Here is a 14,509-nt window from a genome sequence, read left to right on the forward strand (position 1 = left end):
GGCAGGCGATGGCCCGGCGCCTTCGGCTTGATTCCGGGCCAAGGTGGTTTCCAAAATCGGTGGTCTTAAGCGACATGCGCTAGCCGGTTGCCTATCGCATTGTATCGAGCCGAGTTGGTCACAACAAAGGGGCGCCGCATCGGGCGCCCCTTCATCATCAAACCCGCTTCTCCAACGACCCCGAACCATGCCCCGAAAGCCCGCCGGAAACCTCCTCCGTCGCCTCATCCGACAATTGCTCGGGCAACATCAAGTTCAGCACAATCGCGATCAGCGCGGCAGGCAGCAGCCCGCTGGTCATCAGCACGCGCAGCGTGTCGGGCAGGTATTGCACCGCCTTGGGGTCGAGTTGCAGCCCCAGACCGATCGAGAGCGAGATCGCGAAAATCACCATGTTGCGGCGGTTCCAGTTCACGTCCGACAGCATTGAGATGCCCGCCGCGACCACCATGCCGAACATCACGATCACCCCGCCGCCCAGCACTTCGATGGGAATGGTGCGGATCACCGCGCCTACTTTCGGCACCAGTCCGCAAAGGATCAGGAACAGCGCGCCCACGGTCACCACATGGCGGCTCATCACGCCGGTCATCGCGATGAGGCCGACGTTCTGGCTGAAAGAGGTATTGGGAAACCCACCAAAGACCCCGGCCACCGCGCTGCCCAAACCGTCGGCATAGGTGGCACCCGTGATCTCGGCATCCGTCGCCTCACGCCCCGCGCCGCCCTTGGTGATGCCCGAGACATCGCCGACGGTCTCAACCGCCGAGACGAAGGCCATCAGGCAGAAACCGACGATGGCGGCGAAGCTGAACTCGAACCCATAGGCAAAGGGCACGGGCAGCGCCACGGCGGCGGCGCGGTTCCAACTTGTGGCGATGCCCTCGAAGGTGACCATCCCCATCGCCAGCGCATAGAGATAGCCCACGCCAATGCCGATCACCACGGCGGAGACCGACAGCATGCCCCGGGCGAAGAACTTCAGCCCCAGCGTTGCCACGATCACCACCAGCGCCGCCGACCAGTTCAACAGGCTGCCGTATTCGGGGCTGTTGATCGCGGGCACGCCCCCGGCGGCATATTGGATGCCGACCTTGACCAGCGCGAGGCCGATCATCGTCACCACCAGCCCGGTCACCAGTGGCGGCAGGGCAAAGCGGATGCGTCCGATGAAAGTGCCCAACAGCACATGAAACAGCCCGCCGACCAGAACGCCGCCAAAGAGTGCGGGCAGCGCCTCGACCCCTTTGCCCGCGACAAGCGGGATCATGATGGGCAGGAACGCGAAACTCGTGCCCTGCACAATCGGCAGCCGCGCCCCCACCGGACCTATGCCAATGGTCTGAAACAGCGTGGCGATGCCCGCGAAGAGCATCGACATCTGGATCAGATAGGTCATGTCCGGAAACCCCTGCGCCCCGGCGTCCGAGCCAAAGCCAAAGCCCGCAGCCCCCGCCACGATGATCGCGGGCGTCACGTTGGAGACGAACATCGCCAAGACATGCTGAATGCCCAAGGGCACGGCCTTGGACAGCGCGGGGGTATAATTCGGGTCGCGCAGTTGCGCCGGCGTGCCCAGTGAAGCGTCAGTCATGTCGTTCTCCCTATTGACCGATCCCGTCTGCCGCTTCTGGTGAGGGCATGACGGTTATTCCTTGGCTGCGACCACCTCCCACGGCTGATCGAACCAATGTTCTTCCAAATTGTCGCCTTCGCCGATCCGGTCGACCACGGCGAAAAGACCGGGGGCGCTCAGCGGGCAGCAAACCGCGTGCCATGTATTGCGGCGGTAGTTCACGCCCTGACCGGGGCCTGCGAGAAACGCCTGCAGGGGGCCGGGGCGGCCTGCGTCATCGGGGGCGACGACCACCAGATAGGGGTTTTGGTGCATCGGCAGAAAGGCCTGCACGCCAAGCGGATGCCGCTCGACCATCTCAAGGGTGAAGGGCAGGGCGCGCGGCTCTGCGTTAAAGACGCTGATGCCCGCGCGGCCCCCGCCAAAGTCGAGATCGGCCAGATCGTGATGCCGCCCGCAAAGCCCTTGGTTGATGATTTTGTCAGGCGCCCCGCGCACTTCCAGCACCTCGCCGAAGGGGGCGAAAGCCTCGGCGGTGAGGGGCTGGAGCAGGATCTGTCTGCTCATGGCAGCAGGTCTTTCAGGCGCAGCTGCGCGATCCGTTCGACTTGGCGGCAGGCCTCGGCAAACTCGGTGTCGCGGTCATTGTCGATGCGGCGTTTGAAAGCGGCGAGGATGCCCGCCTTGTCGTGGTCGCGCACGGCGATGATGAAGGGGAAGCCGTGTTTTTCGACATATCTGTCGTTCAATTGGGTAAAGGTTTCCCGCTCCTCATCCGTCAGCGCATCCAGCCCCGCTGCGGCCTGTTCCGAGGTGCTCTCAGCCGTCAGCCGCTTGGCCTGCGCGAGTTTGCCCGCCAGATCGGGGTGGGCTTGCAGCACGCCGAGGCGCTGCGCATCTGAGGCGGAGCGGAAGATCCGTGCCAGAGCACTGTGCAGGCCGACGGCGGTGTCATGGCCCGCGCCCAGTTCCAGCGCATGGGCGCCCTCGGCGATCCAAGGCGAATGCTCAAAAATGCTGCCGTATTTGGCGGCGAAGGTCTCGCGGTCCATCTGGCTGGGGCGCGCGCGGCGCTGGTGCGGATGGGTGGCGGCCCAATGATCTGCGATCTGCTCGCGGGTCGCGAACCAGACGCCCTCATGGCTTTGGGCGTATTCGATGAACTGCCGCAGCGCCTCGACCCGACCGGGGCGGCCGATCAGGCGGCAGTGCAACCCGACCGACAGCATCTTCGGCGCGCCCTCGGCCCCCTCACGGTAAAGTGCGTCAAAGCTGGCTTTGAGGTAGTCGAAGAACTGCGCGCCCGCATTGAACCCCTGCGGCGTGGCGAAACGCATATCGTTGGCGTCGAGCGTATAGGGGACGATCAACTGGTCGCGATCACCGACCTCCATCCAATAGGGCAGATCATCGGCATAGGCGTCGGCCACATAGGCGAACTGCCCGGTCTCTGCCGCAAGGCGCAGCGTGTTCTCGGACGAGCGCCCACAGTAAAAGCCGCGCGGCGCTTGGCCGGTCACTTCGGTATGCAGGCGGATCGCCTCGGCGATGGCTGCGCGCTCTGCGTCTTCGGCCATGTCCTTGTGTTCGATCCATTTCAGACCGTGGGTCGCCATCTCCCAGCCTGCGTCGATCATCGCGGCGACCTGTACGGGCGAGCGCGCCAGCGCCGTGGCGACGCCATAGACCGTGACGGGCAGGTCTTTCATCAAACGGTGCAGCCGCCAGAACCCGGCGCGCGCGCCGTATTCATAGATCGATTCCATATTGGCATGACGCTGACCCGGCCATTGCGCGGCGCCGACGATCTCGGACAGGAACGCTTCTGATGCCGCATCCCCATGCAGGATGTTATTCTCACCGCCTTCTTCGTAGTTCAGCACCAGCTGCACGGCGATCTTCGCGCCACCGGGCCATTGTGCATCTGGGGGGGTGGGGCCGTAACCCTGCATGTCGCGGGGGTAGCGAGTCATGTCGTTCTCCTTCTGTCGTTCTCTGTCTAGACCGGAAGGTCTTAGATTGCTTTCAATTAATTCCTGAAAGACTATCGTGAAAAGGGCACTTTTGCTCGGGCGCGGCGCGGGCGATCAAGGGTTAGGCACGGAGGGTATGATGACAGGCTATCTGACAACACATGTATTGGACACCGCGCGCGGCTGCCCGGCGGCGGGGCTGAAGGTCGACCTCTACCGCCTGGAGGGCGAGACGCGGACCCATCTGCGCAGCCTCACCACCAATGCCGATGGCCGCACCGATGAGCAGATCCTGCCCGCGGCGGAGTTCGAAACCGGCACCTATGAGCTGCTGTTCCACTGCGGCGACTACCTCGACGCGCAGGGCGCCCCGGCGGAAGAGCCGCGTTTTCTGGATGTCGTCCCGCTGCGTTTTGGCATGTCTGAGGCCGCGCATTATCATGTGCCGCTGCTGCTCTCGCCCTTCAGCTATTCCACCTATCGGGGCAGCTAGACCTTTAGCGCGTCTTCCATCCGCGCGATCATGAAGTCCATGAAGAGCCGTGTTTTCGGGTCTTGATGGCGTCGATGGGTGTAGAGGCAGGCCATTTGAACGGGCAGGGGCGGCGTGTCTTCCACGACCCGCACCAAAGCGCCGCTTTGCAAATGTTCGGCGATCTCAAAGATCGGCTTCATGGCGATGCCCGCGCCGGCCAGCGCCCAATCGGTCAGCACGTCGCCATCATCACTCTCAAACCGCCCGCGCACGTCGTATTTCACCGCGCCTTCAGGGCCTTGTAGCTGCCATTGAAACTCGGTCGCGCCGGGAAAGCGCAGGTTGAGGCAATTGTGCTGGCCGCGGTCGATCTCGGCCCCCGAGCGGGGATGCCCATGCGCCGCGACATAAGCCGGGCTGGCGCAGAGCACGCGCTCGCAATCGGCCACTTTGCGGATCCGTAGTGTAGAATCCTGCGGGCGACCCAGAAAAAAGGCCACGTCCAACCCTTCGGCGGTGAGATCGAGCTTGCGGTCGCTGAGGCGCAGCCGCACATCGACCAGCGGATAAGCGTCTGAAAACGCGGGCACATGCGGCGCGATCAGCCGCCGCCCGACCCCCAAGGGGGCCGCCACATGCAGCGTGCCGCGCGGATTGTCGGTGACGTCTTCGATACCCGCCTCGGCCTCGGCCACGGAGGCGAGGATTTTGCAGGCGCCATCGTAGAAAATCCGCCCCTGTTCGGTGGCCGACAGGCTGCGTGTTGTACGCTGGAACAGCCGCACGCCCAGATGCCCCTCAAGCTGGGTGATCCGCGCCGAGGCCACTGCCGGAGAGACCCGCTGGTCGCGCGCCGCCGCCGACATGCTGCCAAGCTCGTAGACGCGCACGAAGGTGCGGATGTTGTCGAAATAGGACATTTATCGGGAACTTTTGATAGAGTTTAGGGAATGCCAAATCTAGCGGTAAAATCCGCGATTGAATAGTCTGCCCGGTGAATCATCCGGAGAGACCTCATGCACGACTTAGCCATCATCTGGGATTGGATCGGCTTTGCCATCCGCTGGGTGCATGTCATCACCGCCATGGCATGGATCGGCGCGTCCTTCTACTTCATCGCGCTCGACCTCGGCCTGCGCAAGGTGCCGCATCTGCCTGCCGGAGCCTTCGGCGAAGAGTGGCAGGTCCATGGCGGCGGTTTCTACCATATCCAGAAGTACCTCGTGGCGCCGGAAAACATGCCCGAGCACTTGATCTGGCACAAATGGCAGAGCTATTCGACGTGGCTGTCTGGGGCCGCGCTCTTGATGGTCGTCTATTGGGCGGGCGCGGAGCTCTACCTGATCGATCCGGCCAAGGCGGACCTCTCGGTCTTCCAAGGCATCCTGATCTCGGCGGGTTCGCTGACGCTGGGCTGGCTGATCTACGACTTCCTGTGCAAATCGCAACTCGGCAACCGGCCCACGGTGCTGATGCTGCTCTTGTTCGTGCTGCTGGTGGCCATGGCCTGGGGCTACAACCAAGTCTTTACGGGCCGCGCGGCGCTGCTGCATCTGGGGGCATTTACAGCGACGATCATGACGGCGAACGTGTTTTTCATCATCATGCCGAACCAGCGCATCGTGGTGAAGGACCTGCAGGAGGGTCGCACGCCGGACGCGAAATACGGCAAGATCGCCAAGCTGCGCTCGACCCACAACAACTACCTGACGCTGCCGGTCATCTTCCTGATGCTTAGCAACCACTACCCGCTGGCTTTCGCGACCGAGTACAACTGGCTAATCGCCGCGCTGGTCTTCCTGATGGGAGTGACGATCCGGCACTACTTCAACACGATGCACGCGACCGGCAAGGGCCCGCATTGGACATGGGGCGTGACCGCGCCTTTGTTCGTGGCGATCATGTGGCTCTCAACCGCGCCCCTGATGCAAGACGATATCGAAGCGGCAGAGGCCCGCGCGCTGACAGAGACAGAGCAGCTTTTCGCCAGCGCCGAGGGGTTTGACGAGGTGGCCAATATCGTGCCGGGGCGTTGCGCCATGTGCCATGCGCGCGAGCCGTTCTACGACGGTATCCACCGCGCGCCTAAGGGGTTGCTCCTTGAAACGCCCGCCGACATTGCCCGGGCCGCGCGGCAGATCTATCTGCAAGCGGGGGTGACCAATGCCATGCCCCCCGCCAATGTGTCCTTCATGGAGGAAGAAGAGCGCCGCAAGATCATGCGCTGGTATCGCGACGGGGCCGCATCACAGCCCTTCAGCCTTGCGGGGAAGTAGCGGGGCGCACTACTCGAACTCCATCTGCTCAAAAACGCGGCCTGCGTTTTTCGTCGCCAATTCCTCGAAAGTATCAAGCCCGGCATAGGGCGATTGATCCACATAGTACGCCTCGGCCAGCCCGCCCCCCGCCTCCAGATGGGCGGCGATCTGCGCGCGGAGGTAGAGCAGATAATCCCGCGTGAAGCGACGGACCTGCGCCATATTGGTCGGATGCCCGTGACCGGGGATCACATAACGGGCCTTCAGCGGCTCAAACGCGGTTTCCCAAGTCTCGATCCATTCGGCGGTCATCGTGTCAGGAAAGATCGGCAGCATGCGCTCATGAAAGGCCATGTCGCCCGAGATCACGAGGCTCTGCTTCGGCAGCCAGATCACGATATCGCCGGGGCTATGGGCCGGGCCGAGGTGGCGGGCCTCGATGCGGAAATCGCCCATCTCGACGATATATTCATCCTCGAAGGTCTCGGTCGGCAGTTGCACCTCCGTCCCCTCGGACCGGTCGCGGTTGTAGCGCTGCATGGCCTCCAGAATGCTGCCGCCAAAGCGCTCCACCTCATGCGCGGCGTCTGCATGCGCGACGATCGGCACGCCTTGCTCAGCCCAGTAACCGTTGCCCAGAACCGCGTGACCCTGACCGTTCTCGTTAAAGACCAGTTTCACCGGCTCGTCGGTCACGGCCTTGATCTCTTCATGTAGTGCCGCGGCCAGCCCATAGGCCGCGCCGCCGTTGATTACGACAACGCCTTCGCCGGTCACGATGAAGCTTAGGTTGTTGTTATGGCCTGCGTTTTCATAGGTGGGCGGGGCCGTCGCACCGATGGCCGAAAAGACGCCGGGAATGACTTCATAGGGTTTGTCGTAGAGCAGGGAGCTGGGGTATTTATCAGCGATATCCTCGCTGGCCATGGCGTTCGAGCCGAGCAGGAGGGCGGCGGCGCAAATCAGGTGCTTCATTGTGCGGCCCCCAGAAAACGATAGCCTTCGCCACTCCGTTCGACGCGGCCCAATCCGCCCTGCGGCAGGTGGAAGCCCATCAACCAGATTTGCTCCTGCGCCAGCCGGTCCAACAAGCGCTGCCGGGTCCTCGCGCCTTGCTCGGGGTCTTGGTCCGATCCGCTGGCCCAGCCCGGGCGGGCAAAGGCAAGGTGGTGGTTGCCAATGGCATCGCCGCCGATAAGCAGCGCATCACCGCCCGTACCCAGAAGGAAGGACATATGCCCGGGCGTATGGCCAAAACTCGCCTGCGCCGTGATGCCGGGCAGCACTTCGTCCCCGTCGGCAAAATGGCTCACCCGATCCTCAATCGCTTCCAACCGCCGCGCGGCCCCCACGGCAAAGGCGGCGCGGGCCGGGCCAATCCGGTCCACCGTCGCCGGATCGCTCCAATAGTCCCATTCGACTTGGCCCATATGGTAGCGCGCATTGGGAAAGACCAGATCGTCGAAATCGTCCAGCACGCCCCAAAGGTGGTCGGGATGGCCATGGGTAAAGACCACATCGGTCACCGCCTCCGGGGCGACGCCTGCGGCATCGAGGCTGTCGAGCAGCGCCCCGGCGGAGGGCATGAAGGCAGGGCCCGCGCCCGCGTCAAAGAGGATCACACGCTCGTCATTGCGCAAAAGCGTTAGGTTGCAGGGCGGCTCCAACTGGTCTTGGGGCAGGTCGAAGGGCGCCAAAGCCTCCGCCAGTGCGTCTTGCGGCAAACCTTCGAAGAAAAAGCTGCGCGGCAGTACCAGATTGCCGTCGCTCACGCTTATGAACTCATAGCCGCCGATCTGGGCCGAGGTCATCGCGAAGGCGCGCAGCGGCGTTTGGGCAAGCGCTGCCGCCCCCATTCCGGCAAGCACCATCCGTCTGTTAATCTTCATCTGATCCCCTCCCATCATTCATTCCGATTCGTGAATATAATCATCCCCATCGGTTTGCGGCACAAGGGGCGAATGCGGCTGCGAGAGATAGGCCCGAGAAACAAGGCAGCTATGCACGATCATGCCTTGCATCGCCCGCAGGGGTTCTATCTACGGGGGCACCACCCGAAACCCACCCCGATCCGGACGGAAAATGACTGATATCACAACAGAAGGCGCCTCGATCGCCTTTGACAAGGTTGGCAAGGCCTTTACCAAAGCGGGCGGTGCGACCGTGAATGCGCTCGAAGGGATTTCCCTCGACGTGGCACCCGGCTCCATCACCGGGATCATCGGGCGTTCGGGGGCGGGCAAGTCGACCCTGCTGCGGATGGTCAACGGGTTGGAGCGTCCGACGACCGGCAAAGTGCTGGTCGGGGGTGAGGATGTCGGCAGTGCCAAGGGCGGCAAGCTGCGCGCGATCCGCCGTGACGTTGGCATGATTTTTCAACACTTTAACCTGCTCTCTTCACGCACTGTGGCGGGCAATATCGCCCTGCCGCTCGAAGTGGCGGGAATGCCGAGCGCGCAGATCAAGCCGCGGGTGGCCGACCTGATCGACCGTGTCGGTCTGAGCGCGCAGGCCGGGCGCTATCCGGCGGAGCTTTCGGGCGGGCAGAAGCAGCGTATCGGCATCGCGCGGGCCTTGGCCACCGGACCGAAGGTGCTGCTGTCGGATGAAGCGACATCGGCGCTCGACCCCGAAACCACCCAAACGGTTCTGGCGCTTTTGAAGGACATTAACCGCGATCTGGGGCTGACGATCCTGCTGATCACCCATGAGATGGCCGTGGTGCGCGACATCGCGAGCCATGTGGCGGTGATCGACGCGGGCCGCATCGTGGAGCATGGGGAGACCTATGACATCTTCACCGCGCCGCAACATGCGACGACGCGATCCTTCCTGTCGGGCGTGACGGGCGTCACCCTGCCTGCCTTCGTCAAAGACCGGCTGACCCAAACCCCGCCCGCGGCAGGGGGCGAAGAGGTCATCCGCGTCACTTTTGCGGGCACCCATGCCACCGATCCGATGCTGGCGCGATTGACGCAAGAGATGGGCATTCCGGTCAATACTCTTGCCGGTGCGGTGGAAGAGATCGGCACGCGGCCCTTCGGCAACCTGCTGGTGTCGATGCCCGTGGCGCAGGCCGCCCAAGCGCGGGCCTGTTTGGACCAACACGGGCTTCTGACGGAGGTGCTGGGCTATGTCGGCTAACCTGATTAACCTATTGATCGAAGCCACGGGGCAAACGCTTTATATGGTGGCGATTTCGGCCATCCTCGGCACGCTCTTCGGCCTGCCGCTGGGGCTGTTTCTGGCCACATCGCAACGTGGGGAACTGCTGTCGTCCCCATGGGTGAACAAGGTGCTCGGGCTGGTGGTGAACGCCACGCGCTCTGTGCCGTTCATCATTCTGGTCGTGGCCATCATTCCCTTCACCCGCATGATCGCCGGCACCTCCATTGGCACCACGGCGGCGATCGTGCCGCTGACAATTGCCACGGTGCCTTTCATCGCCCGGCTGGTGGAAAACGCCATTCGCGAGGTCGATTCCGGTCTGATCGAAGCCGCCCGTGCCATGGGTGCGACACCGCTGCAGATCATCCGCAAGGTGCTGCTGCCCGAGGCGCTGCCCGGCATCACACTGGGCTTGACCCTCGCCATCGTGAGCCTGATCGGTTACTCGGCCATGGTCGGCGCCGTGGGCGGCGAAGGTCTGGGCGATCTGGGTATCCGCTATGGATATCAGCGGTTTATGCCCGACGTCATGGCGATTGTCGTGATCATCCTCATCGTTCTGGTGCAGCTTGTGCAGTCCATTGGCGAGCGTATTGCCAGCGCCGTGGACAAACGGGCCACCAAAAGTGGCGGTCAATAGGCCGCGCCTTACATCCGTTCTCTCAATCTAAGGAGACTACTATGCTTCGTCTTACAACACTCACCTCCGTTCTGGCGCTGATAACCACTGGCCTTGCCGCCGAGGAAATCAAGGTCGGCGTTTCCCCCGGCGAACATGCCGAAATCATGGAAGAAGTCGCCCGCATCGCGGAGCCTATGGGCCTTGAAATCGATGTGGTCGAATTCTCTGACTATGTAGTGCCGAACCAAGCACTCGCCGATGGCGACATTCAGGCGAACTCTTTCCAGCACGTGCCCTACCTCGAAGCGCAGATGAAAGACCGCGGCTTTGAGCTGAGCGTGGTCGGCAACACGATCACCACCCCGATGGGCGTCTATTCCGACAAGATCACCGATCTTGCCGATCTCGAAGAAGGCGCGACATTCGGCATTCCGAACGATCCCACGAACGGTGGCCGCGCGTTGCTGGTCCTGCAAGAACTTGGCTTGATCAAAGTCGATGAGGCCGCAGGTCTGGTGCCAACCGTCCTCGACATCACCGAAAACCCCAAGGAACTGTCCTTCAAAGAACTCGACGCCGCGCAACTGCCGCGTTCGTTGGCCGATCTGGATGCGGCACTGATCAACACCAACTACGCGATCGCCTCGGGCCTCAGCCCCAAGGAAGATTCCATCGCGATGGAAAGCGCCGAGAACCCCTATGTGAATGTCATCGCCGTCCGCAAGGGTGACGAGGAAGCGGCATGGGTTGAGACTTTGCTCAAGGCCTATCACTCCGATGAGATCAAAACCTTCATCGATGAAAGCTATCAGGGCACGGTCATCACCTCCTGGTAAGCGCTTGTTCTAGAAGCGTATTGAAAGACTTGACCCGCGCCCGCGCGGGTCAAGAGCGCCCCGGCCCGGGCCGGGGCATTCCGATTGGTTAAGGCTCCCCTAATCATTGGGTTGAGCCTGACGGTCAGCCAAAACCCTTAAATTTCTGTTTAGAAATTCCGCGTGGTTCTCGGAAATCACGCGCGCTCTGGCGTATTTTCTACGCATACTTCTTAACATTGAAATTATGTTGCGCTGCGGCGTGAGAAATTTGTTGAAAAGTTCAATTTCACTCGTATCGTGAAAAGGTGATGGATTTTTTCACATGACCCGGGGCTTGCCCTTCCTGATGTCTGACAGGGCCGATGGTCGCGATCCATGTGAACGGGAGTTCGACTGCAAGACGCGACCATAACAAACCAAGGGAGACTATCATGAAGACCGTGAAACTGATGGGCACCGCCGCCAGCCTGCTTGTGCTGGGGGTCAGTCAATCCGCCGCGCAGGATCTGACCGTTGGGTATTTCCTCGAATGGCCGATGCCGTTCCAATACGCCAAGGCGGAGGGGATGTATGACGAAGCGCTCGGCACGACGGTGAACTGGGTGAGCTTCGATTCCGGCACCGCCATGTCGGCGGCGATGGCCGCGGGGGATGTGCAGTTGTCGCTCAGCCAAGGCGTGCCGCCCTTCGTGGTCGCCACTTCGGCGGGGCAAGACCTGCAAATTCTCGATGTCGCGGTCAGCTATTCCGAGAATGACAATTGCGTCGTGCGCGAGGCGCTGGAGATCGACAAATCCTCTGCCGAGGAACTGACGGGCAAGAAGGTTGCGGTGCCGCTTGGCACGGCTGCGCATTACGGTTTTCTCAAACAAATGAACCACTTCGGCGTCGATGTTGGATCGCTTGACGTGGTGGATATGGCGCCGCCAGATGGGGCCGCGGCCATCGCGCAGGGATCGGTCGATATGGCCTGCGGCTGGGGTGGGTCGCTGCGACGGATGATGGAACATGGCAATATCCTTTTGACCGGCGCGGAGAAGGAAGAGTTGGGCATTCTTGTCTTCGACGTGACCTCCGGCCCGGCCTCCTGGGTGGCCGAGAACTCTGACACGGTCGCCGCCTTCCTGAGCGTGACGGCCGAGGCAAATGCGATGTGGGCGGATGAGGCCAACCGCGACAAGATGCTGCCCGTCATCGCCAAGGACGCCGGTATGGACGAAGGCGCCACGATGGAAACCATCGCGACATTCTCTTTCCCGACGGTCGATGAGCAGATGGGTGAGAAATGGCTCGGCGGGGGCGCGCAGAAGTTCATGAAAGGCGTGGCCGATGTCTTTGTCGAAGCAGGCGCGATCGACGGAGCGCTCGACAGCTATGAAGACGCGGTGAACACCGGCCCGCTGCAAGCCGCGAGCGATATGTAAGCCAAGCGGCGCAAAAATAGGCCGCCCCGTTTCAGCCCGGTGCCTGATTGCGAGGGACCGGGCAGATGGGGCGCGCCGATAAACGAAAAGCAGCGGGGCGGCATGTCGGGATTGAAAATCGAAAACCTGTCGATGCGGTTTGATCTGCCCAATGGCAGTCATGTGCAGGCGCTTGAGGACGTATCGCTTGACCTTGCGGAGGGGGAATTGATGTCGGTCCTTGGCCCCTCGGGCTGTGGCAAGACGACGTTGCTCAATATCGTGGCGGGTTTCCTTGCCCCGAGTTCGGGCGAGATCGTGATGAACGGCCATCGTGTCACGGGGCCGGATGCCGAGCGTGGCATGGTCTTTCAACAGGGCGCGCTCTTTGAGTGGATGTCAGTGCGTGAAAACGTGAGTTTTGGTCCGCGCATGAAGGGGCAGGGCGAAAAGCAATACGGGGCCGAGGTTGACCATTTGCTCGATATCGTCGGGCTGGGCGATTTCAAGGAAAAGGCGATCTATGAGCTCTCGGGTGGGATGCAGCAGCGGGTGGCGCTGGCGCGTTGTCTGGCGAATGACCCCGATGTGATCTTGATGGACGAACCCTTGGGCGCGCTGGATGCGCTGACCCGCGAAAAAATGCAAAGCCTCGTGCTGAAACTGTGGAAAGAGACCGGCAAGACCATCATCTTGATCACCCATTCGGTCGAAGAGGCGCTGCTGCTTGGCGAGCGGCTTTTGGTCATGGCGCCGCGCCCGGGGCGCATTCACCGCGAATACCGTCTGCCCTTTGCCGATCTGGGCGTGGGGCAAGACCTGCGTGAGGTCAAGAAACACCCGGAATTCGCCGAAAGGCGCGAGGAGATCCTCGGCATGATCTGGGACATGGAGGAAGAGATCATGGGCCGGACGGAGGAGGCATGATGTTGATCCTGCTTATTTATATCGTCATCTTCGCGCTTTCCTTTTTCCTTGTCCGTCTGGTTGTCGATCAGACCGCCAGCGGTTTCGCGGCGCGTAAAACGGTAACCTTTGGCGACGAAAGCGCGGTGACGTCGAACCGCACCGCCAGCGTGATTTCGATCCTGACGATCTTCTTGCTGTGGGGCGCCTTCACCGGCTCATCCCTGTTGCCCCGGTTTTTACATGCGCCCGGCCCGTTTGAGGGGCTGGCCGAGCTGACCTATACTGCCGAGGCCGATGACGGCTCCCGCGATGACGGCACGATCACGGTGCTGGTGCATCCGGTGGGCGAAGACGCCGAGACGCCGCAGGTCGATCCCGGCGAAGGCTGGGCCAAGAATGACGCTTTCACCATCGGCGCTTGGCGCTCGGGGCTGTTGCGTGTTGATAAGAATGACGAGAAGGGCCGCGATGTCGGGCACCGGGTCGTCGCCGTGAACGGGCAGGAGATCGCGCCCGGTGGCGAGGTGCAGACCGAGTTTGGCCGCGTGGGAATGTCGCCCAAGGGCACGTTGAACTTCGAGCCCGCCAAAGGTTGGCAGATGGAGCCGATCTGGCTGCCGCCCCCCGAAGCCGTGGTGTCCCGCCTTGCTGAGATCTCAAGCCAAGGCTACCGCGACAGCACCCTGTGGGAGCATCTGGGCTATTCGCTGTTTCGCGTGGTGGTGGGGTTCGCTCTTGGGGCGCTGGTGGGCATTCCGCTGGGCTATGCCATGGGGCTGTCGGGCTGGTTTCGGGGCTGGTTCGATCCGATTGTCGAATTCATGCGCCCGGTGCCGCCGCTCGCGCTGATCCCGCTGGTGATCATCTGGGCGGGGATCGGGGAGGTGGGCAAGATCATCCTGCTGTTCCTCGCGGCGCTGTGGATCATGGCCATCGCGGCGCGTTCGGGCGTGTCGGGGGTGAATATCACCAAGGTCCATGCGGCCTATTCGTTGGGCGCCTCCAAGGCGCAGATCATGCGCCATGTTATCGTGCCAAACTCACTGCCCGAGATCTTTACCGGTGCGCGGGTGGCGATGGGGGTCTGCTGGGGCACGGTGGTCGCCGCCGAACTGGTCGCGGCAGAGAAGGGGGCGGGGATGATGATCATGGTCGCCTCCAAATTCCAGCTGACCGACATCGTGCTTATGGGGATTATCCTGATCGGCATCATCGGGTTCGGCATCGACATGCTGATGCGCAAGGCTGAGCGGTTGCTGGTCCCTTGGAAAGGGCGGTCTTAACCCCGCCCGCAATCCCCTTCTGTA

General features: G+C 62.2%; 14 protein-coding genes. 8 read left to right on the forward strand and 6 right to left on the reverse strand.

The window, feature by feature from the left end; genetic code table 11:
• Positions 1 to 157: 157 nt before the first annotated feature.
• Genes ACGYK9_RS01065 through puuE form a run of 3 tightly spaced genes read right to left on the reverse strand, consistent with a single transcriptional unit; the run spans position 158 to position 3,549 of the window.
• Positions 158 to 1,594 carry a nucleobase:cation symporter-2 family protein gene (locus tag ACGYK9_RS01065; RefSeq protein ID WP_394407676.1) on the reverse strand — a complete coding sequence of 479 codons (1,437 nt, stop codon included), beginning with the start codon at positions 1,592 to 1,594 and terminating at the stop codon, positions 158 to 160.
• 54 nt (positions 1,595 to 1,648) lie between these two features.
• Positions 1,649 to 2,143, reverse strand: a complete 495-nt coding sequence (locus ACGYK9_RS01070; protein ID WP_271687321.1) for an ureidoglycolate lyase — start codon at positions 2,141 to 2,143, stop codon at positions 1,649 to 1,651.
• Positions 2,140 to 3,549: an allantoinase PuuE gene (puuE, locus tag ACGYK9_RS01075; protein WP_394407678.1), complete on the reverse strand. Its 1,410-nt coding sequence runs from the start codon at positions 3,547 to 3,549 to the stop codon at positions 2,140 to 2,142. Before puuE ends, ACGYK9_RS01070 begins: the two co-directional genes overlap by 4 nt.
• A gap of 139 nt (positions 3,550 to 3,688) precedes the next feature.
• Between puuE and uraH the strand changes: the two genes are divergently transcribed.
• Positions 3,689 to 4,042 carry a hydroxyisourate hydrolase gene (gene uraH, locus ACGYK9_RS01080; RefSeq protein WP_394407680.1) on the forward strand — a complete coding sequence of 118 codons (354 nt, stop codon included), beginning with the start codon at positions 3,689 to 3,691 and terminating at the stop codon, positions 4,040 to 4,042.
• Here the strand turns inward: uraH and ACGYK9_RS01085 are convergent.
• Positions 4,039 to 4,944, reverse strand: a complete 906-nt coding sequence (locus ACGYK9_RS01085) for a LysR family transcriptional regulator (RefSeq protein WP_394407682.1) — start codon at positions 4,942 to 4,944, stop codon at positions 4,039 to 4,041. The two genes, uraH and ACGYK9_RS01085, sit on opposite strands and share 4 nt — an antisense overlap.
• Before the next feature lie 96 nt (positions 4,945 to 5,040).
• Here ACGYK9_RS01085 and ACGYK9_RS01090 point away from each other — a divergent pair, with 96 nt between their 5' ends.
• The gene (locus ACGYK9_RS01090; RefSeq protein WP_394407684.1) at positions 5,041 to 6,300 is read left to right on the forward strand and encodes a urate hydroxylase PuuD; all 1,260 of its coding nucleotides are present in this window, start codon (positions 5,041 to 5,043) and stop codon (positions 6,298 to 6,300) included.
• Positions 6,301 to 6,309: 9 nt separating this feature from the next.
• Here the strand turns inward: ACGYK9_RS01090 and ACGYK9_RS01095 are convergent, their stop codons facing one another.
• Positions 6,310 to 7,257, reverse strand: coding sequence for an MBL fold metallo-hydrolase (locus tag ACGYK9_RS01095; protein WP_394407686.1), 948 nt, complete (start codon positions 7,255 to 7,257; stop codon positions 6,310 to 6,312).
• Complete coding sequence (locus ACGYK9_RS01100; protein WP_394407688.1) at positions 7,254 to 8,171, reverse strand: MBL fold metallo-hydrolase; 918 nt, start codon at positions 8,169 to 8,171, stop codon at positions 7,254 to 7,256. The genes ACGYK9_RS01095 and ACGYK9_RS01100 overlap by 4 nt, the downstream gene beginning before the upstream one ends.
• A 193-nt stretch (positions 8,172 to 8,364) precedes the next feature.
• Between ACGYK9_RS01100 and ACGYK9_RS01105 the strand changes: the two genes are divergently transcribed.
• The 6 genes from ACGYK9_RS01105 (at position 8,365) to ACGYK9_RS01130 (ending at position 14,485) form a co-directional block, all read left to right on the forward strand.
• The gene (locus ACGYK9_RS01105) at positions 8,365 to 9,426 is read left to right on the forward strand and encodes a methionine ABC transporter ATP-binding protein (RefSeq protein ID WP_394407690.1); all 1,062 of its coding nucleotides are present in this window, start codon (positions 8,365 to 8,367) and stop codon (positions 9,424 to 9,426) included.
• Complete coding sequence (locus tag ACGYK9_RS01110) at positions 9,416 to 10,090, forward strand: methionine ABC transporter permease (protein WP_067266255.1); 675 nt, start codon at positions 9,416 to 9,418, stop codon at positions 10,088 to 10,090. Before ACGYK9_RS01105 ends, ACGYK9_RS01110 begins: the two co-directional genes overlap by 11 nt.
• Positions 10,091 to 10,131: 41 nt before the next feature.
• Positions 10,132 to 10,908 (forward strand): MetQ/NlpA family ABC transporter substrate-binding protein, encoded by a 777-nt coding sequence (locus tag ACGYK9_RS01115; RefSeq protein ID WP_394407692.1) that lies wholly within the window; start codon positions 10,132 to 10,134, stop codon positions 10,906 to 10,908.
• A gap of 413 nt (positions 10,909 to 11,321) precedes the next feature.
• The gene (locus tag ACGYK9_RS01120; RefSeq protein ID WP_394407694.1) at positions 11,322 to 12,314 is read left to right on the forward strand and encodes an ABC transporter substrate-binding protein; all 993 of its coding nucleotides are present in this window, start codon (positions 11,322 to 11,324) and stop codon (positions 12,312 to 12,314) included.
• 102 nt (positions 12,315 to 12,416) lie between these two features.
• Positions 12,417 to 13,220 carry a taurine ABC transporter ATP-binding protein gene (locus ACGYK9_RS01125; RefSeq protein ID WP_271693751.1) on the forward strand — a complete coding sequence of 268 codons (804 nt, stop codon included), beginning with the start codon at positions 12,417 to 12,419 and terminating at the stop codon, positions 13,218 to 13,220.
• Positions 13,220 to 14,485, forward strand: coding sequence for an ABC transporter permease (locus tag ACGYK9_RS01130; protein ID WP_394407696.1), 1,266 nt, complete (start codon positions 13,220 to 13,222; stop codon positions 14,483 to 14,485). Before ACGYK9_RS01125 ends, ACGYK9_RS01130 begins: the two co-directional genes overlap by 1 nt.
• Positions 14,486 to 14,509 lie beyond the last annotated feature (24 nt).

Origin of the sequence: Sulfitobacter sp. 1A15258 (assembly GCF_043557045.1) — a bacterium.
Lineage (GTDB): Bacteria > Pseudomonadota > Alphaproteobacteria > Rhodobacterales > Rhodobacteraceae > Sulfitobacter > Sulfitobacter faviae.

Bases quoted from the DNA above. Each gene is read 5' to 3' on its own strand.
- ACGYK9_RS01065 (WP_394407676.1), bottom strand. From the start codon at position 1,594: ATGACTGACGCTTCACTGGGCACGCCGGCGCAACTGCGCGACCCGAAT.
- ACGYK9_RS01070 (WP_271687321.1), bottom strand. From the start codon at position 2,143: ATGAGCAGACAGATCCTGCTCCAGCCCCTCACCGCCGAGGCTTTCGCC.
- puuE (WP_394407678.1), bottom strand. From the start codon at position 3,549: ATGACTCGCTACCCCCGCGACATGCAGGGTTACGGCCCCACCCCCCCA.
- uraH (WP_394407680.1), top strand. From the start codon at position 3,689: ATGACAGGCTATCTGACAACACATGTATTGGACACCGCGCGCGGCTGC.
- ACGYK9_RS01085 (WP_394407682.1), bottom strand. From the start codon at position 4,944: ATGTCCTATTTCGACAACATCCGCACCTTCGTGCGCGTCTACGAGCTT.
- ACGYK9_RS01090 (WP_394407684.1), top strand. From the start codon at position 5,041: ATGCACGACTTAGCCATCATCTGGGATTGGATCGGCTTTGCCATCCGC.
- ACGYK9_RS01095 (WP_394407686.1), bottom strand. From the start codon at position 7,257: ATGAAGCACCTGATTTGCGCCGCCGCCCTCCTGCTCGGCTCGAACGCC.
- ACGYK9_RS01100 (WP_394407688.1), bottom strand. From the start codon at position 8,171: ATGAAGATTAACAGACGGATGGTGCTTGCCGGAATGGGGGCGGCAGCG.
- ACGYK9_RS01105 (WP_394407690.1), top strand. From the start codon at position 8,365: ATGACTGATATCACAACAGAAGGCGCCTCGATCGCCTTTGACAAGGTT.
- ACGYK9_RS01110 (WP_067266255.1), top strand. From the start codon at position 9,416: ATGTCGGCTAACCTGATTAACCTATTGATCGAAGCCACGGGGCAAACG.
- ACGYK9_RS01115 (WP_394407692.1), top strand. From the start codon at position 10,132: ATGCTTCGTCTTACAACACTCACCTCCGTTCTGGCGCTGATAACCACT.
- ACGYK9_RS01120 (WP_394407694.1), top strand. From the start codon at position 11,322: ATGAAGACCGTGAAACTGATGGGCACCGCCGCCAGCCTGCTTGTGCTG.
- ACGYK9_RS01125 (WP_271693751.1), top strand. From the start codon at position 12,417: ATGTCGGGATTGAAAATCGAAAACCTGTCGATGCGGTTTGATCTGCCC.
- ACGYK9_RS01130 (WP_394407696.1), top strand. From the start codon at position 13,220: ATGTTGATCCTGCTTATTTATATCGTCATCTTCGCGCTTTCCTTTTTC.